The following is a 24,666-nucleotide window of genomic DNA, read 5'->3' as shown; positions in this document are numbered from 1 at the left end:
TTGTCCTAAGGAACAGCCGGGGGCACAGTAGACGTTGTACAGAGCATCAGAGGCGGACGGACCAGACCCCGCCACAACGAAAGGCAGAACACTCATGAGCATCGCAATCCTCGTCGTCCTCAGCGCCCTCGCCGCGTGGGGCACGGTGTCGACGGTGCTCGTCGCCAGCCGCGACGGCTACCGTCAGGTCCCCGCCCAGCACTGAGCCCCGCGCTCAGCGACAGCACCTCATCGCGTTCGAACGCCGTCTCCCGGGTGGGAGGCGGCGTTCCTGCATCTCCCCGGGCACGCAGAAGGCCCCGCGAATCCTCGCGGGGCCTTCTGCGTGCGGGTCGCCGCTACTTCGTCAGGGTGCGTCGGCGCAGGCGCGCCGCCGACATCCCCAGGCCGAGGAGCAGGGCCGCGATGCCCGCTGCGAAGGCGGGAGTCGCGTCGATGCCGGTCGCGGCGAGGTGCTTCGTCGGCGTCGTCGGGGCGTGGACGGCAGGAGCCGGCGTCGACGGAGACGTGGGGATCACGGTCTCGGACGGGGTGGGCGTGGGCTCGGGCGTGGTGCCCGGGCCGGCTGCGTCCGTCACGGTCAGCGTGTAGAGGACCGAGACGCCCGTGGTCGGCAGGGCGAACTCGAGCTCGTGGTCACCCGCGGACAGCTCGCTCACCGAGAAGCTCACCGAGGCGCGGCCCTGCTCGTCGGTCGTGTCGACGACGCTGTGGTCGATCGGCGCCGTGGTCACCTGCTGACCGTCGATCAGCACCTGGACCTCGTCGTCGCGGACGGCGGAGTTGTTGACGTCGAGCGAGGAGAGCTCGTAGCTCAGCGTCTCGGCGCCCTCTTCGCTCGTCTCGACGATGCCGATCGAGCGCGACGCGGGGTCGGGCGAGACCGGCGAGTACGCCGCCATGTAGTCGGTGAACGCGGTCAGGTCGACGCGGCCGGAGTCGGCCTTGTCGGTCCCGTTGCCCAGCTCGGTGAAGTTGTCGCCGCCCGCCGCGAGGAACGAGTTCGTGACGATCTTGAAGGTGGCGTCATCGGCGATCGGCTCACCCTGGAAGAACACGCCCGTGATGTGCGATCCCACCTCGGCGGTCGGGTCGTAGGTGTACGAGAGGTCGGCCGAGATGCCGAGGTGCAGCTCCGGTCGCGACTTGCCCGGCTGCCACTGCTGCTCGAGGACGGTCTTGATCTGCGCGCCGGTCAGCGTCTCGGTGACGAGCGTGTTGGCGAAGGGCTGCACGATGGCGGCCTCGCGGTAGGTGACGTTGCCGTCGGCGTCGCCCTCACCGCTGGAGGCGTAGGTGATGTCCTGACGGATGCCGCCGGGATTCATGAACGCGATCTGCGTCCCGAGATCCTCCTGCGTCGCCCACAGCTGAGCATCGGCGACGAGGTTGCCGATCGTCGACTCGGCACCGCGGTTCTCGCTGCCGTCGGACTGGACGCCGCGGCGGATGTCACCGGTGACGGAGCCGATCGAGACGGCTCCCTCGACGTTCGCGACGTCGACGGCGTCCTGCACGAGCGCGGCGACCGACTGGCCGACGGGGGTCGAGTCGGCGCTGTAGATCGGCTGGTAGACGGTCGAGACGACGCCCGTCGTGGGGTTCGTGACCTCGACGGGAGTGAGGAGGTCGACGAGGTTCGAGGTGATCGAGGTGAGATCCTTCGTCGCGGTGTCGACGGTCAGCTCGAGGTGGCCGAGGTAGGTGCCGTAGCTGCCGGTCTGGATGACGGGGAGGGTGTTGCCGTCGACCGTCACCTCCTGGCTGTAGGCCTGGTGAGTGTGGCCGGAGACGATGGCGTCGACGTTCCCGCCGATCCCGTTCACGATCGAGCCGAACACCGACGCCGGGTCGGTGAAGCTGACGTCGGGCGAGGCGGCGCCCTCGTGCATGACGGCGATGACGACGTCGGCCTCGAGGTTCTTGTCCGCGACGGGGATCGAGGCGTCGGCGCTGTCGTCGATGCCGTCCTGGAGGCGCGCGGTCTCGTCGTTCACGGAGTCGACGATCGAGGCGACGTCGAGCGTCGCGATGCCGTCGGGGCTGACGAGGTACGGCAGGTCCTCGGTGACGGCACCGATGAATCCGACCTTCACGCCGTCGAAGTCCTGCACGTAGGAGGGGGCGTAGGCGTGCTCGTCGGTGCCCTTCTCGAGGAGGTTCGCCGAGATGTGCTCGTAGTCGGCGCGCGGGATGATGCGCCCGTCGAGGTCCTCGCGGCCGTGGTCGAGCTCGTGGTTGCCGATCGCCGTCGCGCTCAGGCCGATCTCGTTGAGCGCGTCGATGGTCGGGTTGTCGTCCTGCACCAGCGAGGTGAAGGTCGACGCACCGACGTTGTCGCCCGCCGACACCAGGATGGAGTTGTCGGGGTTCTCGGCCTTCAGGGTCGCGAACGCCGAGGCGATCGAGGCGGCTCCTGCGGTGCTCTGCGAGACGGAGGCGCCGGCGGTCGCCTCGAGGCGGCCGTGGAAGTCGTTCATCGTGTAGACGTCGATGACGCTCTCGTCGGCGGCCTGCGCGGGCGCGGCGCCCAGCATGGCCGCTCCGGCGACGGCGCTGATGGCCGCCGCGGAGAGGAGTCGGGAGAGGCCTCGTCGGCCGTGGTCGGGGGTGCGCATCTGGCGGAGGACTCCAAGAATCGAGCGGCGACTCGGAGAGGACTCCTGCCGCAGTGGGGGAACTTTCCCAGACAAGCGGACGCGGGGGTCCGCGTCAAACCCTCCGGCAGAGGGGGCGGCTGCGTTTACGAGAAGTTAATGCGCCGTCCGCGGGATCGCGGGAGACGTCGATCGGTGCCGATCAGCGCGCTCTCCGGCGCCTCCCTCCCCGCGATCAGACGACGCGGAGGATGGGGAGGAACGGCGTGAGATCGGCACGGACACCCGAGGCGTGGATCCTGCCGCTCGCGAGCCCCTCGACCCAGGGCAGAGCGCCGGTCGCCAGCGCGAGCCAGGTCGCGGCGTCCATCTCGATGACGTTCGGCGGGGTGCCGCGGGTGTGACCGGGCCCCTCCACGCACTGGGCCGCTCCGAACGGCGGGACGCGGACCTCGACGCTGCGACCGGGGACGGTCGTCTCGATGATCTGGAGGAGGAACCTGACCGCCGTGGCCGTCGTGGAGCGGTCGACCGCTCCGGCGAGCGCCGCGCGCACCGCCGCCTGCCCGCTCTGCTCGTCGATGCGTCCCTTGGCCATGCGTCCATCCTGCCGGGAGTCGCGGCGGGTCCTGCTCCGTGATCGCGGCCGGTGTCGTCCCGGGACGGGCGGCGGTCGGCGTTCCGGGGGCCGGGCCTATCCTGTCAGGGTGAAGATCCTCGTCCTCGGCTCGGGTGCCCGTGAGCACGCCATCATCACCGCCCTCCTCGCGGAGCAGGAGCAGCACGAGATCATCGCAGCCCCCGGCAACGCCGGCATCGCCCGCGACGTCGAGGTCATCCACTTCGACACCAACAGCCCGCGCCTGGTGACCGAGTTCGCGCTCGAGCAGGGCATCGAGCTCGTCGTGATCGGCCCCGAGGCACCGCTCGTCGCCGGAGTCGCGGACGCGCTCCGCCAGCGCCGCATCGCGACCTTCGGCCCCGACCGCGCCGCCGCCGCCCTCGAGGGCTCCAAGACCTTCGCGAAGCGCGTGATGGACATGGCCCGCGTGCCCACCGGGCGCGCCACCCGCGTCTCGACCCTGGTCGACGCGAACCGCGTCATCGACGAGTTCGGCGCCCCCTACGTCGTCAAGGCCGACGGGCTCGCGGCGGGCAAGGGCGTGCTGGTGACGGAGTCGCGCAGCGCCGCCGTCGCGCACGCCGAGTTCTGGCTGCAGCAGGGGGACGTGCTGATCGAGGAGTTCCTGGCGGGCCAGGAGGTGTCGCTCTTCCTCCTCTCCGACGGCCACGACGTCGTCCCCCTCTCCCCCGCCCAGGACTACAAGCGCCTCGGCGACGGCGACGAGGGCCCGAACACGGGCGGGATGGGCGCCTACTCGCCGCTCCCCTGGCTCGCCGACCGCTGGCCCAGCGAGCGCGCCTTCGTCGACGAGGTCATCGACACCGTCGCCATCCCGACCATCCGGCAGCTCGAGCGCGAGCGGACGCCCTTCGTCGGACTCCTCTACTGCGGGCTGATCGTCACGCGCGCGGGCATCCGGGTGATCGAGTTCAACGCCCGCTTCGGCGACCCCGAGACACAGGTCGTCCTGCCCCGCCTCGCATCACCGCTCTCGGCCCTGCTCTTCGCGGCGGCGACCGGGTCGCTCGCCTCCGTCCCGTGGCCCGCCTTCACCGACGAGGTCGCCGTCACGGTCGTGCTCGCGAGCGAGGGCTACCCCGAGAACGCGGTCACCGGCCGCGCGCTGAGCGGGCTGGAGGCGGCGGAGGCCGTGCCCGGGGTCACCCTCGCGCACGCCGCGACGCAGCTGGTCGACGGGCGCTACGTGGCAACGGGCGGACGGGTGCTGAACGTGGTGGCCCGCGGGGCCGACTTCACGGAGGCGCGGGAGCGCGCCTACCGGGCGCTCGACCTGATCCACCTCGACGGCGGGCAGTACCGTCGCGACATCGCGGCGCGCGTCGCCAAGTCCTGACCGCTCGAGCCTGTTCCCGGCAGAGCGAGGTCCACTCCGCAGAAGTTGTCGTACTCGACACTCGAGTACGACAACTTTCAGACACTCGAGATCCAGGCCCAGCGCAGGGTGCGATCAGCGGGAGGGGGCGGCGACGTCGCGGAGGGCCGCGGCCAGGTGGGGGTGGGCGAAGGCGAAGCCGGCGTCCTCGAGGCGGGCGGGGACGACCCAGCGGCTCTTGAGGAGGAGCTCGGGCTCGGTCCGGAGCAGCAGGGTGGCCGGCTCGAGGACGAAGCGGGGAGCCGGTACGCCCACGCGGCGCCCGACGGCGGCGCGCAGCAGCCGCGACAGCTCGGTGTTGTCGCTGGGATTCGGTGACGCGAGGTTGACGGGGCCCTCGAGGTCCGCCTCCTCGAGGAACCGGATCGAGCGGTACACGTCCTCGACGTGGATCCAGCTGAAGTGCTGCCGCCCGTGCGTCGGCCGGTACTCGTGGTGCACCCCGGCCTCGCGCCGCGCTCGGGTGGCCGGCCACCGCCCGTCGTACTGCGGACCGCCGAGGCCGAGGCGCGCGAGCCGCAGCAGGATCGCCGTCGCCGGCCCGTCGCCGAGCACGATGGCCATCCGCAGCGCCACCCGGCGCGTGCCCAGGGTCGCGCCCGCGAAGAACGCCGACTCCCACGCCCGGGCGACGTCTACCGAGAAGCCCTCGCCGAGCACGCCGTCGCGCTCGGTGTTGGCGCGCTCCTCCTCGTGACGGTAGATCGTCGCCGTGCTCGCGTTCATCCAGACGGGCGGAGGCGACGCCGCCGCGGTGACCGCCCGATGCAGCTCCCGGGTCGTCTCGACGCGCGAGCGGAGGATCTCGGCGCGGTTCGCGGCCGTGTAACGGCAGTCGACGCTCTTCCCGGCGAGGTTCACGAGCAGCCGCACGCCGTCGAGCGCCCGCGTGACGCCCGCGGCGTCTCCCCATTGCGCGTCGGCGCCGGAGCGGCCGATGCGCCGCACCCTCCAGCCGTCGCCCTCGAATCGACGGGCGAGGTCGGTGCCGAGGAATCCGCTCGCGCCGGCGAGGACGACGACGGGGCGCTCCGCAGTGCTCATCGCCCCATCGTGCCTCACGGACGCGGACGCGGTGACTCCCGAGCGGCCTCGACGGCGCCGCCGAGCCGGGCCGCGAACCCCGGAGGCACGTCGTCCGGCAGCGCATCGACCGGCCACCAGGCCACGTCGTCGCTCTCGTCGCTGACGACCACCGGCTCCGCGGGGTCGGCGATCGCCGCATAGCCCACATCCCAGTGCCGGCTGCAGCGCCCGAAGCCGCCGCCCAGCCCGTGCCGGTCGACGTCGACCGGCAGCCGCCCGAGCATCCTCAGCTCGCGCAGGCCGCTCTCCTCCTGGGCCTCCCGCGCGGCGGCATCGGCGACGGAGGGGTCACCCGCCTCGATGTGCCCGCCGAGCTGGACCCAGAACCGGCCCTTGCGGTGGAAGCAGAGCAGCACCCGGTCGAGCTCCGGCGAGAGCACGAATCAGCTGGCCGTGACGTGCTCCGGCCCTCTGCCGCGCTCGAGTGCCTCCTCACCGTGCAGGTCGAGGAAGCCGAGGTACTCGTCGCGGAGCGCCTCGAGCCGGTGCGGCGGACGCCACTCGGCCAGGTCGAGGGAGAGCCGTCGAGCGCGCACCGGTCGAGCGTACGCCAGGGGTCAGACGGCCAGGCCCGAGAGGCCCTCGCGGTCGACGCGGCGGTGGAAGCGCATGCCGGCAAGGCCGCCGAGCACCGCACCGATCAGCGCGACGACCAGCGCGGCGAGCGCCGTCACGATCGCGGCGACCGTGGCGTCACCAGCGTCGAGCGGGATGGTCGGGAAGCCGCTGATCGCCGACAGCACCTCGCTGCCGCCGGTGATGGCGGAGGCGATGCCCACGAGGATCGCGACGACGACCGCCCACGCCCATACGGCGACGCCTTGCTTCGCTCCGTTGAAGCGGGCCATGCGCCCGGCGACGTAACCGCCCGAGTAGTAGGCGACGAGGAGGATCACCAGCAGCGCGATCGCGCCGACCCACCCGTAGGCGGCGGGGTCGGCGGCGAGATCGGCGCCGACGTCCTGCGTGCCGACGACGGCCGCTCCGATCGCCGTGACGAGCGCGGTGAGGATCACCGCGAGGCCGGTGGCCGCGAGCCAGCCGAAGAACGCGCAGCCGATCTTGAGCCCGCCGAAGCGCTCGCGCTCGCGCTGGTGGATGTCCTTCCGCGCGGCGGCCCGGGCCTGCTTCGCCTCGGCCGAGTCCTGGTCGAGCGGAGCGCGGTGGGCGGCGTCGGACTCCGACGTGCTGGCGGACGTGCTCGAGGGGACGCTGCCGGTCGCGGACGCCGTGCTGGCGTGGGCCGACGTGTCGGGCAGACGCTCGGTCCGGTTCGTGTCGGAGCCGTCGCGGTCGCTGGGCATGCTCATGGGGGCCTCCTCGGATGGCCGCGGAGTAGCGGCAGTGCACTCATTGAAGGGCCTCGGCCCCTCCGCTGTCGCGGGGTTGACGGGGCCGTCAAGCCCCTGGGGAGGCGCCGCCGGACCCTGTTGCATGGAAGCACCAGACGAGAGGACCGCCATGACTCCGGAATCACCCGAGCAGACTCCGCCCGGCACCGAGGCCGAGCTCACGCCGAAGGCCGACCACGGCGAGACCAGCTACCGCGGCACGGGCCGCCTCAGCGGCAAGGTCGCGCTGGTCACCGGCGCCGACAGCGGGATCGGCAAGGCCGTCGCCATCGCCTTCGCCCGCGAGGGCGCCGACGTCGCGATCTCGTACCTCGACGAGCACGAGGACGCGGAGGACACGGCGACGTGGGTGCGGGAGGCCGGCCGCGAGGCGCTCCTGCTCCCGGGCGACCTGCGCGACGCCGCCCACTGCCGCGAGGTCGTCGCCACGACGATCGACACGCTCGGGCACCTCGAGGTCCTCGTCAGCAACGCCGCGTTCCAGATGAGCCGCGAGGAGGTCACCGACATCCCCGACGAGGAGTGGGACCGCACCCTGGCCACGAACCTCAGCGCCTACTTCCACCTGGTCAAGGCCGCGCTGCCGCACCTGGCCTCCGGTGCCTCGATCATCGCGACGAGCTCCGTCCAGTCGGACCAGCCGTCGTACCAGCTGCTCCCCTACGCGGCGACGAAGGCGGCGATGCTCAGCATGACCGCCTCGCTCGCCCAGGCGCTCGGCTCGAAGGGCATCCGCGCGAACAGCGTCGCCCCCGGCCCGATCTGGACGCCGCTGATCCCCTCCACCATGCCGCAGGAGGTCGTCGCCGAGTTCGGCGAGCAGGTCCCGCTCGGCCGCCCCGGCCAGCCGGCGGAGGTCGCGCACGCCTACGTGCTGCTCGCCTCCGACGACGCCAGCTACATGAGCGGGTCGACGATCGCCGTGACCGGCGGGAAGCCGATCCTCTGATCCCCGCGGCCCCCGCTCGCCCGCAGGAACGTGCGATAGGTTCCCGCAGGTGAGCGTCCACATCCGGAGCATCGAGACCGCGGTCCCGCCGACAGTGCTGCAGCAGGCGGGCATCCGCGACCTCTTCGCCGAGCAGCCGGGCGTCACCCGCCTCGCGTCGCGGCTGATCGGCGCGGCGTTCAACGCCTCCGGGATCGACACGCGCAACACGGTCGTCGACGAGCTCGACCGCGGCGAGCACGAGGGCGGCAGCGTCTTCTACGACCGGGAGTCCGGGCACCTGCTCGACCCCGGCACCGCCACCCGCAACGCGCTGTACACGGCCCGGGCACCGGAGCTCTTCACGGAGGCGGCCCGCCGCGCCCTCGACGCCGCCGGGTTCGCGTCGGCCGACGTCACGCACGTCGTCACCGTGTCGTGCACCGGCTTCTACGCCCCCGGCCCCGACTACCAGCTCGTGCGCCGGCTCGGCCTCGCTCCGTCGACGCAGCGCTTCCACCTCGGCTTCATGGGCTGCTACGGCGCGTTCCCGGGGCTGCGCGCCGCGCAGGCCTTCTGCGAGGCCGACCCCGAGGCCGTGGTGCTGGTGGTCGCGGTCGAGCTGTGCAGCATCCACCTCACCAGCTCGAACGACCCCGAGCAGATCGTCGCCTCCTCGGTCTTCGCCGACGGCGGTGCGGCGGCGGTCGTCACCGCCCGCCCGGCCGCTCCCGGCACCCCGGTGCTCGAGATCGACTCCCTCGCCTCGACCCTCACCCCCGAGGGCGAGGACGAGATGGCGTGGACCATCGGCGACCACGGCTTCTCGATGCGGCTGAGCACCTACGTCCCCGCGATCATCGGCAAGAACATCACGGAGGCGCTCGCCGTGCCTCTCGACGCGGCGGGCGTCTCGGTCGGCGAGGTCGCCCGCTGGGCCGTGCACCCCGGCGGCCGCAGCATCCTCGACCGGGTGCAGGGCGCGCTCGGCCTCGACGACGAGCAGATGCTGCCCTCGCGCGAGGTGCTGCGCACGAACGGCAACATGTCGAGCGCGACGGTCCTGTTCATCCTGCGCCGACTCCTCCACGGCGAGGCCGCCGACGGCGAGCGCATCGGCGCGATGGCGTTCGGCCCCGGTCTGACGGTCGAGATGGCGCTCCTGACGAAGCGGAGCGCGGTGTGAGCGTCCGTGCGCCCCTCCGGCCCGACCTCGCGCGACGCGAGGTGCACGCGGAGGAGCTGATGGACGACCCCGCCGCCGACCGCGTGCTGCTCGATGCGACGTACGCGCGCTTCCCGGTGGTGAACCGGCTGGTCGCCGGCTGGCGCGGGCTCTACCGGGCGCGGGTGCGTCCCCTCCTGAGTCCTGACCGGCCGACACGGGTGCTCGACATCGGCTCCGGGGGCGGCGACATCGCCCGCGCCCTCGCCGGCTGGGCGCGCGAGGACGGGCTGCGCCTGTCGCTGACCGCCGCGGATCCGGATGAGCGCGCCTACGCCTTCGCCACCTCCCGGCCCGCCCCCGCGGGAGTGGAGTTCCGGCGGGCGAGCAGCACCGAGCTCGTGGCGGAGGGCGCGCGGTTCGACCTCGTCGTGTCGAACCACCTGCTGCACCACCTCTCTCCGGAGGCGCTGCAGTCGCTCCTCGCGGACACCGAGCGCCTCGCTCCCCGCGCGCTGCACAACGACATCGAGCGCTCGCGGCTCGCGTACACCGCCTACGCCGTGGCGACCCGGCCGCTCGCGAACGGATCGTTCCTCCACTACGACGGCTCGCTCTCGGTCCGCCGGAGCTACACGGCACCCGAGCTGCGCGCGGTGGCGCCAGAGGGCTGGCGGGTGGAGCGGGCCGCTCCGTACCGCCTCCTGCTGACGCGCGAGTCGTCATGACGCAGGGCGGCGGGCGTGCCTGGATGACGGCCGCCGCTCTCGGCTACACGGCCAACTGCGCCCTCGGCGCCGCGGTGGCGACCGGCGTCGTGCGGACGGGCCGTTGGCACTGGATCCACCACGCGCTCTACGTCTGCACGGCGAGCCTGTCGGCGGTCGCGTTCGCCGCCCTGCTGCGCTCGGATCCACGGGCGGCCCGGGCGCTCGCGCCCGCCGCCCTGCCGCTCGCCGTGATCCCCTTCGCGGGGACGCACGGCCGGAGGCATCCGCTGATCGCGCTCGCGGCGGCGCCGTTCGTGCTGGCCGCGCTCGTGCTCTCGCGCCGGTGACGCGGGCGCGGCTCCGGCTCCGCTAGAGCTTGCCGGGAGTGTCGGGACCCTTCGGCGGATCCGCCTCCGCGCCGTGACTGCGGCTGTACTGCCACCCGGCCAGAGCGAGGATCAGCACCCCGCAGGCGATCGTGATGAGGTCGGGGACGCTCGCCCCGCCCGTGGTGGCGGAGGAGATCCCCGCGCCGAGGATGAGCACGCCTCCGATGAGGTAGAAGATGACCCTCGTCTTCATGGCATGCACTCTTTCGTCGACCGGCGCGGACTCTGCGAGGGTATCCCGTCCGCCTGGCAGCCCCGGTGTGCAGACCGGCCGAGCCGCCCGGGGACTTCAGGACCGGGTCTGATCGCGCCGGCGCTCGCCCGCGCCCGGTCCCAGGGGCTGCTCCGGCGGCGTCGCGAGCCGCTTGCGGCCCGTCGGCAGGGTGTACACACCCGGGAACCGGTTCAGGAGGCGGTGGAGGAGGAGCGAGACGGCGATCGCGAACGCCGCCACGACGAACAGGGCGACCCAGCCGGGCAGGATCGGCGGGACCACGAAGACCACGATCGCGATGACGATCGGGTGCTGCACGTAGATCGGCAGCGTCTGCCGGCCGAGGGTGCTGAGGCCCCTCCCGGCCCAGGTCGTGGCGATCTGCGCCGAGAGCGTCAGGCCGGCGACGACGGCGAGCGCCGACACCGGGATGCGGGAGAGCCCGACGCCGCGACCCGTGAGGAGCACCACGGCCTCGATGGCCAGGTACGCCACGATGAGCACGGTCGGCAGCCACCACTTCTCGCGGGCCACGAAGTCGATGATGGCGGCGCGCCACGACATCCCGGCCAGGAAGAAGGGCAGGTAGACGATCATCGCGTCCCAGGTCCACAGGTTCGTGCTCAGCGAGGTGGCGGCGAACGCGACCGAGAGCAGGGTCGCCGCGCCGACGACGATCCAGCGGGGCATCCGGCGGGTCAGCCACGCGATGGTCGTGAAGAGCACGAGGGCGTAGAGGTACCAGAGGCCGCTCGAGGGCCAGACGAGGGCGAGGAAGAAGTTGCCGAGCGGATCGAAGTCGCTCAGCGGCCAGGGGACGAAGCTGAAGATCACCGTCCGCACCAGTGACCACAGGAGGTAGAGGTAGAGCAGCAGTGCGAGCTTCTTGCGGAACAGGGTCTTGAAGTCCATCGTGACGATGGACGCGGCGAGCAGGCCCGACACCGTGAAGAACAGGGGCATCCGGAGGGTCGTCAGCGCCACGTCGACCGCGTCGTACCAGGCGACCGACCAGCCCGTCGCGCCCAGGAACTGCCAGGCGTGGTGGAGGACGACGAGGGTGATCGCGATCCCCTTCGCCACGTCGACCCAGGGGAGCCGCGGCTTCTGCGCGGCGGAGGCGGATCGACGCCCCGGAGCGGGGGCAGGGGGGAGTGTCATGGCGTCCTCGGATCGGCGGGAGGGGGGAGGCGAGCCACAGTCTAAGCACAGAGCGCTCCCTGAAGGGGGTCACGCCCGTGACGGGAGGAAGACGATCGCGTTTCGGGCGAGGCCCTGCAGCCGGGCCGCCGGGGCGCCTGGGCGCCTGGCAGACGAGCACCCGCGGGAGGAGGATGCGGTCATGGAATTCCTCGACGTCGTCCGTCGGCGCAAGACCACCAACGGCGCCTTCCTCCCCGATCCGGTCTCGGAGGAGCACCAGCGGCTGCTGATGGAGGTGGCGGGCCGTGCGCCGTCGCAGCTGAACAGCCAGCCCTGGCGCTTCGTGCTCGTGGAGGAGCGGGACACGATCGAGCGGATCGCCGAGATCAGCGGTGCGAGCATGACGACCGCGATGTCGAACGGCACGTTCTTCGAGCGCTACAAGCCCTACTTCCGCTTCAGCGCCGACGAGATGGAGCAGCGACGCGACGGCATGCTCTTCGACCGGCTGCCCGCTCCCCTCCGGCCGTTCACCAAGCAGGTGTTCACCCGGCGCGGGCAGTTCCTGATGAACTCGCTGCGGGTGCCGCAGACGCTCGGCGAGGAGAACAGGCGGCTGGTCGCCTCCTCGCCGCTGCTGCTGGGCGTGATGCTCGACCGCTCGGAGTACCGGCCGGGCGAGCTCTCGTCGTTCTACTCGGTGTTCAGCATGGGCGCGGCGATGGAGAACGTGTGGCTGACCACCGTGGAGGTCGGGATGGGGATCCAGTTCGTGTCGTTCCCGATGGAGGTGCCGGGGGCGTGGGCGCGGATCGAGTCGCTGCTGGCGGTGCCCGACTCGCTGGAGCTGATGGCGGTGTACCGGCTCGGGTACCTGCCTCAGGAGCAGCGGCGGCCGGCGATCGACTGGTCGTCGCACCAGCGCAAGCTGCCGTCGCAGTACGTGTTCCGGGGGACCTGCGCGACGCCGCAGCGCGGGTGGGACGAGCCGGCCGGGTGACCCCTGGCCCGCAGGAGCAGCATCAGGGTTCCTGAACCCGCGCCGTCTGCCTCTCATTCTCGCGCTCGTCAAGCCCACCCCCCGTCTCAGGGTCAGGTCGTAGCGTCGTGCTCAGCGACCGACGGTGCTCCGCCGGTCGCGACGACGGACGGAGACGATGATGACCGAGACCGCGCGAACGAACGACCGGCCCACCTTCACGAGCACCCCGAGCGCCGCGGCGAAGGAGCCGACCGAGGCCCGCCACGTGCCCGACACCGTGTCGACGACGAGTCAGCCGGTCCTCGGCTGCCGGATCGACGTGAGCGGTCGCGCCTTCACCGTGGAGCTCGAGATGGCCGGGATCTTCCTGCGGCAGGTGCGGCGGAGCCTGCGCGACGGGACGGGCGCCTCCGTGATGCTGCGCCACGTCGACGGGATCGAGATGATCCCGTTCACGCGGGCGACCCCCTTCGAGGTGACCGACATCGTCTGCCCCGAGGGCGTCGAGCCCGCCGAGGCACGCGCCGCAGCGGGCCTGCGCGCCCGCTGACGGCCGCTCGAGCCGCTACGACGGGAGCGACTCCTCGATCAGCCCGACGATCCGCGGGTCGTCGGGCTCGACGGTCGGGCGGAAGCGGTGCACGGTGCCGTCGGCGGTGACGAGGAACTTCTCGAAGTTCCACTTCACGCGGCCGGCCTTGCCGCTCTCGTCCTCGGTCTTGGTGAGCTCGGCGTAGAGCGGGTGCGCCGAGCGCCCGTTGACCTTGACCTTCTCGAACATCGGGAAGGTCACGCCCCACGTGGTCGAGCAGTACTCCTTGATGCGGTCCTCGTCGCTGAGCTCCTGCAGGAACTGGTTGCTCGGGAACCCGAGCACCGTGAACCCGCGCTCGCCGTAGGTCTTCTGGAGCGCCTCGAGCTTCTCGTACTGCGGAGCGAGCCCGCAGCGGGAGGCGACATTGACGATGAGCTTCACCGGCGCGTAGTCGGCGAGCGTCGACGCGGTGCCGTCGATGGTGGTGAGCGGGATGTCGGTGATCGTCTCGGGCACGAGTGTCTCCTTCAGGGGCGGGATCGCCAGGCTATCCACTGAGGCCGAGAGCACGCCGCGAGGCGCCGCTCCCGTCCAGCCCCTCGCCGCGCGCCCCGGCGGACGGCAGCATGGGAGGCATGGCCTCCTCGCAGCAGCTCGTGTCGGTGGGCGGGCGGCGCCTCCGGCTCACCAACCTCGACAAGGTGGTCTACCCGGAGGCGGGGTTCACCAAGGCCGACGTCCTCGCGTACTACGCCTCGGTCGCCTCCGCGATGCTGCCGCACCTCGCCCGCCGCCCCGTGACCCGCAAGCGCTGGGTCGACGGCGTCGGCACGACCGAGCACCCGGGCGAGGTCTTCTTCGAGAAGAACCTGCCCTCCTCCGCGCCCTACTGGATCAGCCGGGCGCGGCTCAGCCACTCGTCGCGCGACGTCGAGTACCCCCTCGTCGACGACGTCGCCGGTCTCACCTGGCTCGCACAGCAGGCGGCGCTCGAGCTGCACGTCCCGCAGTGGCGGCTCGCGTCCGACGGCGCGCGCCGACCTCCCGACCGCCTCGTCCTCGATCTCGATCCGGGAGATGGCGCGGGCCTCGCCGAGTGCGCAGAGGTCGCGTTCTTCGCGCGCGACCTGCTCGAGGGGATGGGGCTCGAGCCGTTCCCTGTGACGAGCGGCAGCAAGGGGATCCACCTCTACTGCCCGCTGGACGCGTCGGCGTCGAGCGATCAGATCTCCTCCGTCGCCCACGAGCTCGCGAAGGTGCTCGAGGCCGACCACCGCGACCTCGTCGTGTCGGACATGAAGAAGACCCTCCGCGACGGGAAGGTGCTCGTCGACTGGAGCCAGAACAGCGCGGCGAAGACGACGATCGCGCCGTACTCGCTGCGCGGACGGGCGCTGCCGCGGGTGGCGGCGCCGCGCACCTGGGACGAGCTCGGCTCCCGCGAGCTGCGGCACCTGGCCCCGGAGGAGGTGGTCGAGCGCCTCCGCACCGACGGCGACCTGCTGCGCCCGGTGCTCGCCGCACGCGGGGCGGGTCTCGAGCCGACTCCGGAGCGCCTGGCCGGTTTCGCGGCGACCGACGCCTCCGCCGACCGCCTCGCCGCCTACCGCAGCATGCGCGACGCGTCGAAGACCCCGGAGCCGGTCCCCGATCCGGGCACCGGGATCGTCACCTCCGGCGACACCTTCGTGATCCAGGAGCACCACGCGCGCCGGCTGCACTACGACTTCCGCCTCGAGCACGACGGGGTGCTGGTGAGCTGGGCCGTGCCGAAGGGCCCACCGCTCGACGGCGACCCCAACCGGCTCGCGGTGCAGACCGAGGACCACCCGCTCGAGTACGCGACCTTCGAGGGCACGATCCCGGCGAAGGAGTACGGAGGCGGCGAGGTGCGCATCTGGGACGAGGGCACCTATGCGCTCGAGAAGTGGCGCGAGGGCGAGGAGGTGATCGCGGTGCTGACCGGGCGGCCCGACGGCGGGCTCGGCGGCGAGCCGCGCCGCTACGCGCTGCTGCACACCGGGGCGAAGGGCGGGAAGGGCGACGAGAAGAACTGGCTGCTGCACCTGATGACGGGAGGCCCGGGCAAGCACGCGCCTCAGGGGCGCGGTGTCGCAGCATCGCCCGCACCGACGCCCCGGAAGACCACCGACCTCCGCCCGATGCTCGCCACCGCCGGCCGCGCGGGCGAGATCGACCCCGACTCCGCGATCGAGATGAAGTGGGACGGCTACCGGGCCCTGGTGCGCGTGAGCGGCGGAGTCGTCACCCTGACCAGCCGCAACGGCAACGACCTGACGGCGGCCTTCCCCGATCTGCTCGGGCCCCTCAGCGAGGCGGTGTCCGTCGACGCCGTGCTCGACGGCGAGATCGTCGCTCTCGATGCGCAGGGGCGACCCGACTTCGGGATGCTGCAGACGCGGGGCGGGCTCGTGAAGCCGCGCGAGATCGAGGCGGCGGCGCGCACGACTCCGGTGCACCTGATGCTGTTCGACCTGCTGTCGCAGGACCCCGTCGATCTGACCGGCCGGCAGTACGACGTCCGCCGCGCGGCGCTCGAGCAGCTGGTGGAGGAGAACGAGCGGGTGCACGTGCCGTCGGTGTTCGACGGCGACCTCGACGAGGCGATGGCGACGAGCCTCGCGCTGGGGCTGGAGGGAGTCGTCGCCAAGCGCCGCTCCGCGCGCTATCAGGCGGGCGCCCGCTCCCGCGACTGGATCAAGCTCACCCACCACCGCGTGCAGGAGGTGGTGATCGTCGGCTGGCGCCCTGGCGAGGGCGGGCTGCAGGGCTTGATGGGGTCGCTGCTGACGGCGATCCCCGACGCCGACGGGGTGCTCGCCTACTCGGGCCGCGTCGGAACGGGCTTCAGCGACCGCGAGCGGCGGGGGCTGGTCGACAGGCTGGCCGAGCACGCGACCGACGAGCCGGCCGTCTCGGTGCCCGTGGAGGAGTCGCGCGGGGTGCGCTGGGTGTCACCGGTGCTGGTCGGCGAGGTGCGCTACCGCGAGCGGACCGCCTCCGGGACGCTGCGGCACAGCGTGTGGCGCGGGTGGCGGGCGGACAAGTCGGCGAGCGAGGTGCGGGAGGAGTAAGGGGGCCGCGACACCGCGACCAGCGTCCGTCACCGAACCGGTGACACGGCGTTCTCGCGGCCCGACCAGGTGATTCTTCTCTCTGGTGCGCCGAGTTCGGACCCCCTACGCTCGCAACGACCGGACGGTGCGGCGCGGCCCCTCGTCACGGATCCCCCGAGAGGACACGGACATGGCCGACACTGCGGCGCCCGCCCGTGCGGTCCTCCTGCACCGGGTGCTCGTCTGGGGTGCGCTCTCGACGGCGACCGGCCGTGAGCGCCGTTTCGGCCGAACGGTGGCGTCGGTCGAGGCGGAGCTGGCGGGGTACCGCCTCACCTCGGTGCACTCGGGGGCGCCCGTGCCGCCGTCGCACTTCGCGGGCACCGTGCTGAGGAGGGGGACCTGTCGGGACCGACTGCCGGTCACGGCTCTCGAGCTGACCTATCCGGAGATGCGCGGCCTCGACGCCGACTGCGAGCCGCTCTCCGGCCGCGTCCGGGTCCTCCCCGACTCCGGACCCGAGGCGTGGCTCTACTCCCCGAGGGCCGGGCTCGAACCGGCGCCGCCCGAGTTCTCGGCCGCGCCCCTCATCCTCGCGACGCCGGCCGGGGGCCGTCCGGTGCCCGAGCCCGGGCAGGACGTCGTGCTGGTCGGCTCGCACCTCGGCGAGACCGTGACGAGACGGGTGACCCTGCGCGTCGGACACGTCGACGACAGCTGGGGCCCGAACGGGCTCGTCCGTCTCGAGGGCGCCGTCCGCAGCGGCGACTGGACGACCCGTGCGACGGCGACGATCCGGATCGGCACGACCGACGCCACGGAGGGGAGCCTCGTAGTGAACGCGGGCACCGGATTCGACGATCAGGCGACCGACGGGCCGCCGTCGTCCGACCTCCTCCGTCTCCCGGATCGACCATGACGGCGCTGATCCTCGTCGATGTCGACGGGGTGCTCGATCCGGTCGTGGCGCTGGACCCTGTCGAGCAGAGGTTCACGGCTCGACTGACCCCCGACCGCCTGCGGCACCTCGAGAGGATCCGCGCTCTCGGGCGGCTCGCCTGGGCGTCGTCCGCCCACCTCGACGTGACGACCGCGCTGTCGGACGCCGTCGGCAGCGGCGCCCGCTTCGAGCGCGTCACCCTCGTCGACCGCCTCCCCGCGCAGGAGGGGTTCACCGGCGAGACCCCGAAGCTGCAGTCGGTGGCGAGGTGGATCGACCGGATCGACGCGGACGAGCGTCCGACCTGCATCGTCTGGATCGACGACGTGCTCGGCCGGGACGCGTTCCGCTGGGCCGACTCGACGACGCCTCCGACGCTGCTGATCAGGACCGACCCCGACCAGGGCCTGCTGGCCGAGCACGTCGACCGGATCGAGCAGTTCACGAGCCGGTGGGCGACCGCATGACCGTGGCCGGCGCGCCCGACGAGGTCCGCGCCCCGGCGCGTGCGGCCGATCCCCCGATGAACCCGACCGCCGTCTCCCCTCCTCCCATCCCCGCCCCGCCGGCCCCTCCCCGAAGGACGCACCGCCCGTGAACCGTTCCGTTCTCAGCCGCTGGATCGCCGCCCTCGTCGTCGTGGCGACGACTGTCGTCGCCACGCCCGCCCGCGCCGAACCGTCGAACCTGAACCCTGACGGGTCGGCGCTGACGATCGCGGAGTACACGACCTCCGACTACGGCGACCGCGTGATCGTCGACTTCGAGGCGACGCTCGACACCGCGGACGTCAGCGGCTGGGTCCGCTACGAACTGCTCGACCCCGACGGCAGCTCGCACGGGCCCCGGATCGAGACGGAGATCCGCTCGGACCGCCACGTCTCGCAGGATTGGAGCGGGTTGGCTCCGGGCACCTACACGGTCCTGTTCTGGCAGATCCCGCGCGCCGTCGACGAGCCGTTCGCGCCGGCGGTCCGGACGCAGGCAGTGGTCTCGGAGGGGTCGTTGACGACCTGGCGGATCATCGATCTCTCGGCGAGCGGCGGCGACGAGGAGCTGTACGGCGGGTTCACCTTCGCTCTGGCCGACGGCGCCCGGCCCGAGGGCGACGTCGTCCTCCGCGGCCACCAGATCGATCCCCGAGACCCCACGGCGACGATCGAGGTGTTCGAGCAGCGCTACACCCGACCCGGGTATCACGAGTTCACGATGCCCGCGCCGTGGCCGGGCGATGTCTTCATCACCGCGACCTCCACTCTCGTCGGCTCCGACCGGTACGGACGACCGGTCGAGTACGTCGGCGAGCGGCTGCCGCCCTTCGTCAACAACTTCTCCGGAGCGAGCTCGAGCCGACCGCTGGAGCTCTGCGTGACGGTCTTCGCACAGGGTCTCGACTCGATCGGCACCTACTCCGTCGACATCCTCCTCGACGGTGTGCTCGTCGACACGCTCCCGGGACTCGAGTCCACCACCTACTCGGAGCAGTGCTACCCGAGCGACGGCGGCGAGGTCCACGTCGAGGCCATCGGCCGGTGGGAGGGTGCGGACGGCTTCGGAGTCGTGGCGCCGAGGAGCTATCCCCTCATCGACCAGGTCGTCACCGTGGCGACCGAGGTCGCCGTCGAGCGCCTCGCCGGTGTCGACCGGCAGGGCACGGCGGTCGCGATCTCGAGGGCCACCTTCGCTCCCGACGTCCCGGTGGTCTACATCGCGACGGGCGAGCGGTTCGCCGACGCGCTGAGCGCCGCTCCCGCCGCCGCGAGGCAGGGCGGACCGCTGCTCCTCGTCGATCGCGACTCGATGTCCCAGCCCGTCAGGGACGAGCTGGCGCGGTTGACTCCCGACAGGATCGTCGTCGTCGGCTCGTCGGCGAGCGTCAGCGACGCCCTGCTGCGCGAGCTGCGGGCCTACTCCGGCACCGTGCAGCGCATCGGAGGGGTCGACCGCTACGACACGGCCGACAAGATCGTGCGGGACGCGTTCCCCAACGGGTGGTCGACCGCGTGGCTCGCGACCGGGGAGAAGTTCCCCGACGCGCTCAGCGCTGCCGCGGCGGCCGGCTCCCTCGACGCACCCGTGCTCCTCGTGAACGGGGGCCTGGCGACCGCGGACTCTCGGACGCGGCGACTCGTCGCGGATCTCGGAGTGACCTCGGTGACCATCGCGGGAAGCGCCCTGTCCGTGAGTGACGGCATCGCGAGGTCGCTCCCGGTCCGATCGACCAGGATCGGCGGAGTCGACCGCTACGACACGTCCGAGCGGCTCATGAGCGCCGCGTTCACCTCGGCGAGCACCGTCTACCTCGCCACGGGAGAGGACTTCCCCGACGCCCTCGCCGGCGCGACGGCGGCCGGCTACACCGACAGCCCGCTCTACGCCGTGCAGCCCGACTGCGTCCCGACCGCCGTCCTCGACGACATCGCGGAACTGCGTCCGAGCACGGTGGTGCTCCTCGGCGGGACCGGGACCCTCTCCGACCGGGTCGCCCGCCTGGAACCGTGCACGTGAGCGGGCTGCGGCCGGGCTGAGCCTCAGTCGAGCCGCACCCCGCGCAGCAGCACCAGCGTCGAGCCGACCACGATCCCCGTCCCCACCAGCACCCCGCCCGCTCCCGCCGCCGCGGCGATCGCTCCGAGCACCGTCGGCAGCGCGATCAGCCCGATGCGGTTGCCCGCCAGCCGGAGCGACAGCGCCCGCCCGTGCCTGTCGGCGGGGGTGCGCTCGATCAGCCACGACATCGTGATCGGCTGGCCGATCCCCAGGCCCAGGCCCATCAGGGCGACGGCGACGAAGAGCAGGGACGTCGGAGCGGCAAGGGCCACCAGCACGAGGCACACGGCCGAGACGAGGATGCCGAGCACCATCACGCGGGTGCGTCCGAAGCGGGCGGTGACGACTCCGAGCACGAGGCGCGAGGTCATCGACGCGAGCGCGCGCACGGTCAGCAGCGCGCCGACGACGCCCGCCGGCAGTCCGCGCTCGGCGCCGAGGGCCGGGAGGTAGACGACGGTCAGGTCGACGGCGGCGACCACGACCGCGCTCGTCGTCAGGGCTCGGGCCAGGCCGGGGACGCGCAGGAGGCCCAGCGTGGAGCCGGCCGGCGACGGCGCGGACGCCTGGCGGGGGGAGGACCGCACCGCCGCGGTCACCGCGAGCAGCACCACGGCGAGCACGCCTCCGGTGACGAAGAGCGGCTCCGGATCGGGCCGGACGGCGCCGCCGGCGAAGACCGGGATGAACGCCGGCCCGATCGCCTGGCCGAGGGATGCGGCGAAGGTGTAGTAGCCGAAGCGGCTGTCGAGGCGAGTGCCCGCTGCGCCGCCCGCGACCACCGCCTGCTGGGCGACGACGCAGCCGAGATGCCCGGCGCCGAGCAGGGCGATGCCGACGAGCAGGCCCGCGATGCCGCCTCCCGCGAGCAGCAGCACCGCGGCGGAGGCGAGCGTCACGAGGGAGCCGAACGCCATCACCGCCCGCGCGCCGATCCTGTCGACGAGGCCGCCGACCGGCAGCGCGATCACGAGCGGCACGACGGCGAAGGAGGCGCCGAGCGCGCCGAGCGCGAAGGCCGGCACGTCGAGCTGGATCGCCTGGTAGACCGCGGCGGGACGCAGGAGGAACGCGACGGCCTGGATCAGCGTCGCGTGCAGGAGCAGCGCCGCGGTCGAACGATCTCGCACTCCGGCCTCCTCCGCGACGTCGGGATCCCCCGAGGGGGACCGCGTGCACACGAGCACGCCCTCGGTCACGCTAACGGTCAGAGGGCGTCGTCCGTCCTCAGTCCCGCGTGCCGGGGCTCACTGCTCGCGCGCGTGCTCCGGCAGCGTCCCCAGCCGGTGCCGGCCCCGCAGCAGGTACCAGCCCAGGCCGACCGCCACCACTCCCCCGATCACCACGAATGCGATGTACCGCAGCGGTCCGTCTCCGTACACCTCGACCCGCGGCCAGGCCAGGTTCACCGCCATCGCCGCTCCCCAGAGCACCGCGACGATGTTCACGGGCAGCCCCAGCCTCCCCAGAGTGAAGTACCCGGCGGGCGCGTCCGGAGTCGGCCAGCGGCCCGCGAGACGCCGCAGCAGCAGCGGGACCGTCACCAGCAGGTAGGCCAGGTAGATCATGATCACGGCCACGCTGGTGACCGCGGTGAAGATCTCGGGAGTGCCGATGTTGACCGCGAGGATCAGCACCGCGAGCACCCCGATGACGAGTGCGGGCGCGAGCGGCGTGCGGCGCCGGGGGTCGATCCGCGCGAGGAGCCGGCTCGCGGGCAGGGCGTTGTCGCGTGCCATGGCGAAGACCATCCGGATCCCGGCCGTGTGCACGGCGAGCGCGCAGACCGTGATCGCGACGACGACGCAGACGAGGAACACGCGCCCCAGGGGGCCGCCCAGCACCTGGAGGACGATGAGCTGCAGGCCGCCCGTCGCCAGCGCCGGATCGGTGAGGTCGGGTGCGGCCAGGATGCCGCCGAGCAGGATCAGGCCCCCGATCACGAAGGAGGCGACGACCGCGCGGAGGATCGCGGTCGGCCCGGTGCGGCGGGGATCGACCGTCTCCTCCCCGAGCGACCCTGCGGTGTCGAAGCCGTACATGACGTAGGCGGAGGCGATCGCGGCGATCAGGAACGCGCCCGCGTACCCTCCCGGGACGCCCTCGCCGTAGCCCGCCGTGTCGACCAGCACGCTCGGCGGGTTCACGACGTTCACGGCCAGCACGATCACGAGCAGCACCGCGGCGACGAGCTCGATGACCACGCCGGCGCTGTTGATCCGCGCCATCAGCCGGACTCCCACGGCGTTGACCACCGTCGTGAACGCGACGAGGACCGCTCCCCAGATCACGGCGCTGACGCCGGCGCTCGTGCCGCTGCCGTCGCCGACGAGCTGGAAGCCGCTCCAGATCTGCGGCAGCGTCACCTGGTAGGCGAGCACGACGGCCGCGAGCGTCACGACGGAGGCGGTGGCCATCATCCAGCCCGCGAGCCAGCTCACCGTCGGCCCGGCCACGCGCTTGCTCCAGTTGTAGACCGACCCGGCCACCGGGTAGCGCGCCGCCAGCTCGGCGAAGCACAGGGCCACCGCGAGCTGGCCGGCGAACACCAGCGGCCACGACCACCAGTAGGCGGGGCCGCCGTTGGCGAAGCCGAAGGCGAACAGCTGGAACGTGCCGGTCAGGATCGAGATGTAGCTGACTCCGGCCGCGAAGCTGCCGAAGCGGCCGATGCTGCGGGCGAGCGACTGCCGGTAGCCGAACTCGGCCATCCCGTCGTCGGCGGTCCCGTCGTCGGCCGTCCGGCCCTCGATGGTGCTCATGAAGCTCTCCTCGCCGAGGACCACCGCGCCCGATGCGCGCTGCCGCGGCCAGACTGCCAGCACGAGGCCCGGATCCGAGCACGGAAGGCCCGTTCGGGGGGATCCGGGGTCAGCGCCCGCCCAGCACGAGCCTCCGGATCGCCGCTTCGAGCCAGGCGATCCTGACGACCAGCGCACCGCCTCCGCGGAGCTGCGGAGGAACCAGGCGCACCATATCGGCCGGCACCCTCCGTACGGTGGGACACATGCGGTTCGACCCCTGGTACGAGAGCCCGACGATCCTCGACCGGTCGTCGAGGGCTCCGGAGCGCGCGTCGGCGCGACGGGCTGACGGAGTCCGACCATGAGGAACGGCAGCCTGAACCGGAAGCCGACGGATGCCGCTATGGCTGTGAGCCCGCTCTCGCGGATCTCGCCGGCTGTGCTCGCGCTGGCCGTCTTCTTCGCCGTCGCCGTGCTCTTCACCGCACTGCTCGCCCTGCCGATCTCGGCCGCCGACGGCAGGATGACGCCCTTCCACGACGCGCTGTTCACGGCGTTCTCCGCCGTGACCGTGACCGGACTCGTCTCGCTCGACACCGCGACGCACTGGTCCTTCTTCGGGCAGTTCGTCATCCTCCTCGCCATCCAGATCGGCGGCCTGGGGATCGTGACCATCGCACTTCTGCTCTCGCGGGCGGTGACCCGCAGCTTCGGGGTCCGCTCGCGGATCTTCGCGCAGCAGGGCATCGGCACGAACAAGCTCGGCGAAGTGCAGTCGCTTCTGAGGATCGTCGTGCTGACGACCCTTGTGATCGAGGGCGCCCTCGCGGCCGTCCTGATGCCCGCCTTCATCCTCGCCGAGGAGTCGGTGCCGCTCGGCGCCTGGCACGCCGTCTTCTACTCCGTCTCGGCGTTCAACAACGCCGGGTTCGCGGCGAACGAGGGCGGGCTCGCCGCCTTCGACGGAGACCTGTGGATCCTCGTGCCGATCATGATCGGGGTGTTCGTCGGGAGCTTCGGCTTCCCGGTGTTCCTCGTGCTGATGCTGAGCCGCCATCACTGGCGCCGCTGGTCGCTGCACGCGAAGCTCACGCTCACCGTCACCACGGCGCTGATGCTGGTCGGCGCACTGATCTGGGGCCTGCTGGAGTGGGGCAACCCTGACACGATCGGCGGGATGTCCACGGGCGAGAAGCTCTTCCACGCCCTCTTCGCGTCGGTCATGATGCGCTCGGGCGGGTTCTCCCTCGTCGACCCGGCGGCGTCGGAGTCGGTGACCCTCCTCGCGACCGACGCTCTGATGTTCGTCGGCGGGGGCTCCGCCTCCACCGCGGGAGGCATCAAGGTCACGACGATCGCGATCCTCTTCCTCGCGATCGTCGCGGAGGCGAAGGGCGACCGCGACGTCATGGTCTTCGGCCGCACCCTGCCCCAGGGCGCCCTCCGCGTGGCGATCAGCGTCACGTTCCTCGGCGCCACCCTCGTGCTCGGCGGCACCGCTGCGATCATGCTGGTGAGCGACGAACCGCTCGACCGCATCCTCTTCGAGGTGATCTCGGCGTTCGCGACCTGCGGGCTCAGCGTGGGGCTGAGCGAGCAGCTGACTCCGGCGGGCAAGTACATCCTCGCCGCGCTGATGTTCGCCGGACGGATCGGACCGATCGGCCTCGCCTCCGCCCTCGCGATCAGGCGGAGGAACCTGCAGTTCCGCTATCCCGAGGAGACCCCCGTCATCGGCTGAGCGTTCTCTCGACTTCCAGCCGCCCGAGCCCGCTACCCTCGGTCGGAACGCGTCGAGGGGAGCCCTGCATGCTGGCGACGATCCTCGAGGTCCTCTCCCTCGTCAGCATCCCCCTCGGACTCCTCGTGCTCGCCGCGACACTGATCGCCCTGGTCGCGGACGGGCGCTGGCACACGACCACCGCCTACCTCGAGGACGGCCCGCCCCGAGCGCTGCACTGGATCAGCGACGCCGGCGAGGTGGGCTCGCGGCCGCTCGCCGAGCACGACCCGCTGACCCCGCGCGACTCCGACCGCCGCACCGTGTACTACCGCGAGGACGAGCCCAGCCGGATCCGCCTGCACCGCCGGAGCGAGCCGTTCCGCGTCCTCCGTCTGACCGGCCTGCTGCTCACCGGCATCGGAGTGGTCTGCGGAATCGTCTCGGCGGTCCTCCAGATCACCGGGATCTGACGCGCGCCGAGAAGTTAGGTGACCCTTCTCTGGGCTTAGGTTA

24 protein-coding genes are annotated in these 24,666 nt (G+C 72.2%); 13 read left to right on the top strand and 11 right to left on the bottom strand.

Going from position 1 to position 24,666, the window contains the following annotated elements:
- Positions 1-338 precede the first annotated feature (338 nt).
- Entirely contained in the window at positions 339-2,618 is a 2,280-nt protein-coding gene (locus B9Y99_RS09340; RefSeq protein ID WP_085476362.1) for a bifunctional metallophosphatase/5'-nucleotidase, read from the bottom strand.
- A gap of 214 nt (positions 2,619-2,832) precedes the next feature.
- A complete protein-coding gene (locus tag B9Y99_RS09335) occupies positions 2,833-3,195 on the bottom strand; it encodes a sterol carrier family protein (protein ID WP_085476361.1) in 363 nt (120 codons plus the stop codon).
- A 109-nt stretch (positions 3,196-3,304) separates the two neighbouring features.
- On the opposite strand from B9Y99_RS09335, the gene purD reads away from it, so the two are divergent.
- The gene (purD, locus tag B9Y99_RS09330) at positions 3,305-4,576 is read left to right on the top strand and encodes a phosphoribosylamine--glycine ligase (protein ID WP_085476360.1); all 1,272 of its coding nucleotides are present in this window, start codon (positions 3,305-3,307) and stop codon (positions 4,574-4,576) included.
- Between the two features lie 114 nt (positions 4,577-4,690).
- Here the strand turns inward: purD and B9Y99_RS09325 are convergent, their stop codons facing one another.
- From B9Y99_RS09325 to B9Y99_RS09315, 4 genes are read right to left on the bottom strand one after another with little or no spacing between them, the layout of a single operon-like run.
- On the bottom strand, positions 4,691-5,659 hold the full coding sequence (locus tag B9Y99_RS09325; RefSeq protein WP_085476359.1) for an epimerase: 969 nt from the start codon (positions 5,657-5,659) through the stop codon (positions 4,691-4,693).
- A 14-nt stretch (positions 5,660-5,673) separates the two neighbouring features.
- Positions 5,674-6,081, bottom strand: a complete 408-nt coding sequence (locus B9Y99_RS09320) for an NUDIX hydrolase (protein ID WP_129587980.1) — start codon at positions 6,079-6,081, stop codon at positions 5,674-5,676.
- A 3-nt stretch (positions 6,082-6,084) separates the two neighbouring features.
- Complete coding sequence (locus B9Y99_RS18760) at positions 6,085-6,237, bottom strand: hypothetical protein (protein WP_165759577.1); 153 nt, start codon at positions 6,235-6,237, stop codon at positions 6,085-6,087.
- 21 nt (positions 6,238-6,258) lie between these two features.
- On the bottom strand, positions 6,259-7,011 hold the full coding sequence (locus tag B9Y99_RS09315) for a hypothetical protein (protein WP_085476358.1): 753 nt from the start codon (positions 7,009-7,011) through the stop codon (positions 6,259-6,261).
- A 151-nt stretch (positions 7,012-7,162) separates the two neighbouring features.
- Between B9Y99_RS09315 and B9Y99_RS09310 the strand changes: the two genes are divergently transcribed.
- Genes B9Y99_RS09310 through B9Y99_RS09295 form a run of 4 tightly spaced genes read left to right on the top strand, consistent with a single transcriptional unit; the run spans position 7,163 to position 10,203 of the window.
- Positions 7,163-8,002, top strand: coding sequence for an SDR family oxidoreductase (locus tag B9Y99_RS09310; protein WP_085476357.1), 840 nt, complete (start codon positions 7,163-7,165; stop codon positions 8,000-8,002).
- A 49-nt stretch (positions 8,003-8,051) separates the two neighbouring features.
- Positions 8,052-9,167 carry a type III polyketide synthase gene (locus B9Y99_RS09305; protein WP_085476356.1) on the top strand — a complete coding sequence of 372 codons (1,116 nt, stop codon included), beginning with the start codon at positions 8,052-8,054 and terminating at the stop codon, positions 9,165-9,167.
- Positions 9,164-9,874, top strand: coding sequence for a class I SAM-dependent methyltransferase (locus B9Y99_RS09300; protein ID WP_244274854.1), 711 nt, complete (start codon positions 9,164-9,166; stop codon positions 9,872-9,874). The genes B9Y99_RS09305 and B9Y99_RS09300 overlap by 4 nt, the downstream gene beginning before the upstream one ends.
- Positions 9,871-10,203, top strand: a complete 333-nt coding sequence (locus tag B9Y99_RS09295; protein ID WP_085476355.1) for a hypothetical protein — start codon at positions 9,871-9,873, stop codon at positions 10,201-10,203. Before B9Y99_RS09300 ends, B9Y99_RS09295 begins: the two co-directional genes overlap by 4 nt.
- Positions 10,204-10,225: 22 nt before the next feature.
- On the opposite strand, the gene B9Y99_RS09290 is transcribed toward B9Y99_RS09295, so the two are convergent.
- Positions 10,226-10,438 carry a hypothetical protein gene (locus B9Y99_RS09290; RefSeq protein WP_085476354.1) on the bottom strand — a complete coding sequence of 71 codons (213 nt, stop codon included), beginning with the start codon at positions 10,436-10,438 and terminating at the stop codon, positions 10,226-10,228.
- Between the two features lie 96 nt (positions 10,439-10,534).
- On the bottom strand, positions 10,535-11,620 hold the full coding sequence (locus tag B9Y99_RS09285) for an acyltransferase family protein (RefSeq protein WP_085476353.1): 1,086 nt from the start codon (positions 11,618-11,620) through the stop codon (positions 10,535-10,537).
- Positions 11,621-11,801: 181 nt separating this feature from the next.
- On the opposite strand from B9Y99_RS09285, the gene B9Y99_RS09280 reads away from it, so the two are divergent.
- Together B9Y99_RS09280 and B9Y99_RS09275 are read left to right on the top strand one after the other, a co-directional pair.
- On the top strand, positions 11,802-12,602 hold the full coding sequence (locus B9Y99_RS09280) for a nitroreductase family protein (RefSeq protein WP_085476352.1): 801 nt from the start codon (positions 11,802-11,804) through the stop codon (positions 12,600-12,602).
- Between the two features lie 160 nt (positions 12,603-12,762).
- Positions 12,763-13,134, top strand: coding sequence for a hypothetical protein (locus B9Y99_RS09275; RefSeq protein ID WP_085476351.1), 372 nt, complete (start codon positions 12,763-12,765; stop codon positions 13,132-13,134).
- A gap of 15 nt (positions 13,135-13,149) precedes the next feature.
- Here B9Y99_RS09275 and B9Y99_RS09270 read toward each other — a convergent pair whose 3' ends face one another.
- Complete coding sequence (locus tag B9Y99_RS09270) at positions 13,150-13,635, bottom strand: glutathione peroxidase (protein WP_129587979.1); 486 nt, start codon at positions 13,633-13,635, stop codon at positions 13,150-13,152.
- A 119-nt stretch (positions 13,636-13,754) separates the two neighbouring features.
- Here B9Y99_RS09270 and B9Y99_RS09265 point away from each other — a divergent pair, with 119 nt between their 5' ends.
- From B9Y99_RS09265 to B9Y99_RS09250, 4 genes are all read left to right on the top strand, one after another.
- Entirely contained in the window at positions 13,755-16,214 is a 2,460-nt protein-coding gene (locus B9Y99_RS09265; RefSeq protein ID WP_085477328.1) for an ATP-dependent DNA ligase, read from the top strand.
- A 172-nt stretch (positions 16,215-16,386) separates the two neighbouring features.
- Positions 16,387-17,115: a hypothetical protein gene (locus tag B9Y99_RS09260; protein WP_085476350.1), complete on the top strand. Its 729-nt coding sequence runs from the start codon at positions 16,387-16,389 to the stop codon at positions 17,113-17,115.
- The gene (locus tag B9Y99_RS09255; protein WP_085476349.1) at positions 17,112-17,603 is read left to right on the top strand and encodes an HAD domain-containing protein; all 492 of its coding nucleotides are present in this window, start codon (positions 17,112-17,114) and stop codon (positions 17,601-17,603) included. Before B9Y99_RS09260 ends, B9Y99_RS09255 begins: the two co-directional genes overlap by 4 nt.
- A 127-nt stretch (positions 17,604-17,730) precedes the next feature.
- Positions 17,731-19,644, top strand: a complete 1,914-nt coding sequence (locus B9Y99_RS09250) for a cell wall-binding repeat-containing protein (RefSeq protein WP_085476348.1) — start codon at positions 17,731-17,733, stop codon at positions 19,642-19,644.
- Positions 19,645-19,667: 23 nt separating this feature from the next.
- Here the strand turns inward: B9Y99_RS09250 and B9Y99_RS09245 are convergent, their stop codons facing one another.
- Entirely contained in the window at positions 19,668-20,816 is a 1,149-nt protein-coding gene (locus tag B9Y99_RS09245; RefSeq protein WP_085477327.1) for an MFS transporter, read from the bottom strand.
- 117 nt (positions 20,817-20,933) lie between these two features.
- Entirely contained in the window at positions 20,934-22,448 is a 1,515-nt protein-coding gene (locus tag B9Y99_RS09240) for an APC family permease (protein WP_085477326.1), read from the bottom strand.
- 385 nt (positions 22,449-22,833) lie between these two features.
- Between B9Y99_RS09240 and B9Y99_RS09235 the strand changes: the two genes are divergently transcribed.
- Both B9Y99_RS09235 and B9Y99_RS09230 read left to right on the top strand, forming a co-directional pair.
- Entirely contained in the window at positions 22,834-24,171 is a 1,338-nt protein-coding gene (locus B9Y99_RS09235) for a TrkH family potassium uptake protein (protein ID WP_244274853.1), read from the top strand.
- A gap of 68 nt (positions 24,172-24,239) precedes the next feature.
- Complete coding sequence (locus B9Y99_RS09230) at positions 24,240-24,623, top strand: hypothetical protein (RefSeq protein ID WP_085476346.1); 384 nt, start codon at positions 24,240-24,242, stop codon at positions 24,621-24,623.
- The last annotated feature ends 43 nt before the right edge of the window (positions 24,624-24,666 follow it).

Origin of the sequence: Rathayibacter oskolensis (genome assembly GCF_900177245.1) — a bacterium.
Lineage (GTDB): Bacteria > Actinomycetota > Actinomycetes > Actinomycetales > Microbacteriaceae > Rathayibacter > Rathayibacter oskolensis.
The sequence above is the reverse complement of the archived record's forward strand: the minus strand, read 5'-3'. Positions and strand labels throughout refer to the sequence as shown.

Coding starts and splice junctions, on each gene's coding strand:
- B9Y99_RS09275 (WP_085476351.1), top strand. CDS start 12,763: ATGACCGAGACCGCGCGAACGAACGACCGGCCCACCTTCACGAGCACC.
- B9Y99_RS09240 (WP_085477326.1), bottom strand. CDS start 22,448: ATGAGCACCATCGAGGGCCGGACGGCCGACGACGGGACCGCCGACGAC.
- B9Y99_RS09235 (WP_244274853.1), top strand. CDS start 22,834: ATGGCTGTGAGCCCGCTCTCGCGGATCTCGCCGGCTGTGCTCGCGCTG.
- B9Y99_RS09325 (WP_085476359.1), bottom strand. CDS start 5,659: ATGAGCACTGCGGAGCGCCCCGTCGTCGTCCTCGCCGGCGCGAGCGGA.
- B9Y99_RS09290 (WP_085476354.1), bottom strand. CDS start 10,438: ATGAAGACGAGGGTCATCTTCTACCTCATCGGAGGCGTGCTCATCCTC.
- B9Y99_RS09265 (WP_085477328.1), top strand. CDS start 13,755: ATGGCCTCCTCGCAGCAGCTCGTGTCGGTGGGCGGGCGGCGCCTCCGG.
- B9Y99_RS09315 (WP_085476358.1), bottom strand. CDS start 7,011: ATGAGCATGCCCAGCGACCGCGACGGCTCCGACACGAACCGGACCGAG.
- B9Y99_RS09340 (WP_085476362.1), bottom strand. CDS start 2,618: ATGCGCACCCCCGACCACGGCCGACGAGGCCTCTCCCGACTCCTCTCC.
- B9Y99_RS09280 (WP_085476352.1), top strand. CDS start 11,802: ATGGAATTCCTCGACGTCGTCCGTCGGCGCAAGACCACCAACGGCGCC.
- B9Y99_RS09310 (WP_085476357.1), top strand. CDS start 7,163: ATGACTCCGGAATCACCCGAGCAGACTCCGCCCGGCACCGAGGCCGAG.
- B9Y99_RS09335 (WP_085476361.1), bottom strand. CDS start 3,195: ATGGCCAAGGGACGCATCGACGAGCAGAGCGGGCAGGCGGCGGTGCGC.
- B9Y99_RS09295 (WP_085476355.1), top strand. CDS start 9,871: ATGACGCAGGGCGGCGGGCGTGCCTGGATGACGGCCGCCGCTCTCGGC.
- B9Y99_RS09230 (WP_085476346.1), top strand. CDS start 24,240: ATGCTGGCGACGATCCTCGAGGTCCTCTCCCTCGTCAGCATCCCCCTC.
- B9Y99_RS09255 (WP_085476349.1), top strand. CDS start 17,112: ATGACGGCGCTGATCCTCGTCGATGTCGACGGGGTGCTCGATCCGGTC.
- B9Y99_RS09285 (WP_085476353.1), bottom strand. CDS start 11,620: ATGACACTCCCCCCTGCCCCCGCTCCGGGGCGTCGATCCGCCTCCGCC.
- B9Y99_RS09260 (WP_085476350.1), top strand. CDS start 16,387: ATGGCCGACACTGCGGCGCCCGCCCGTGCGGTCCTCCTGCACCGGGTG.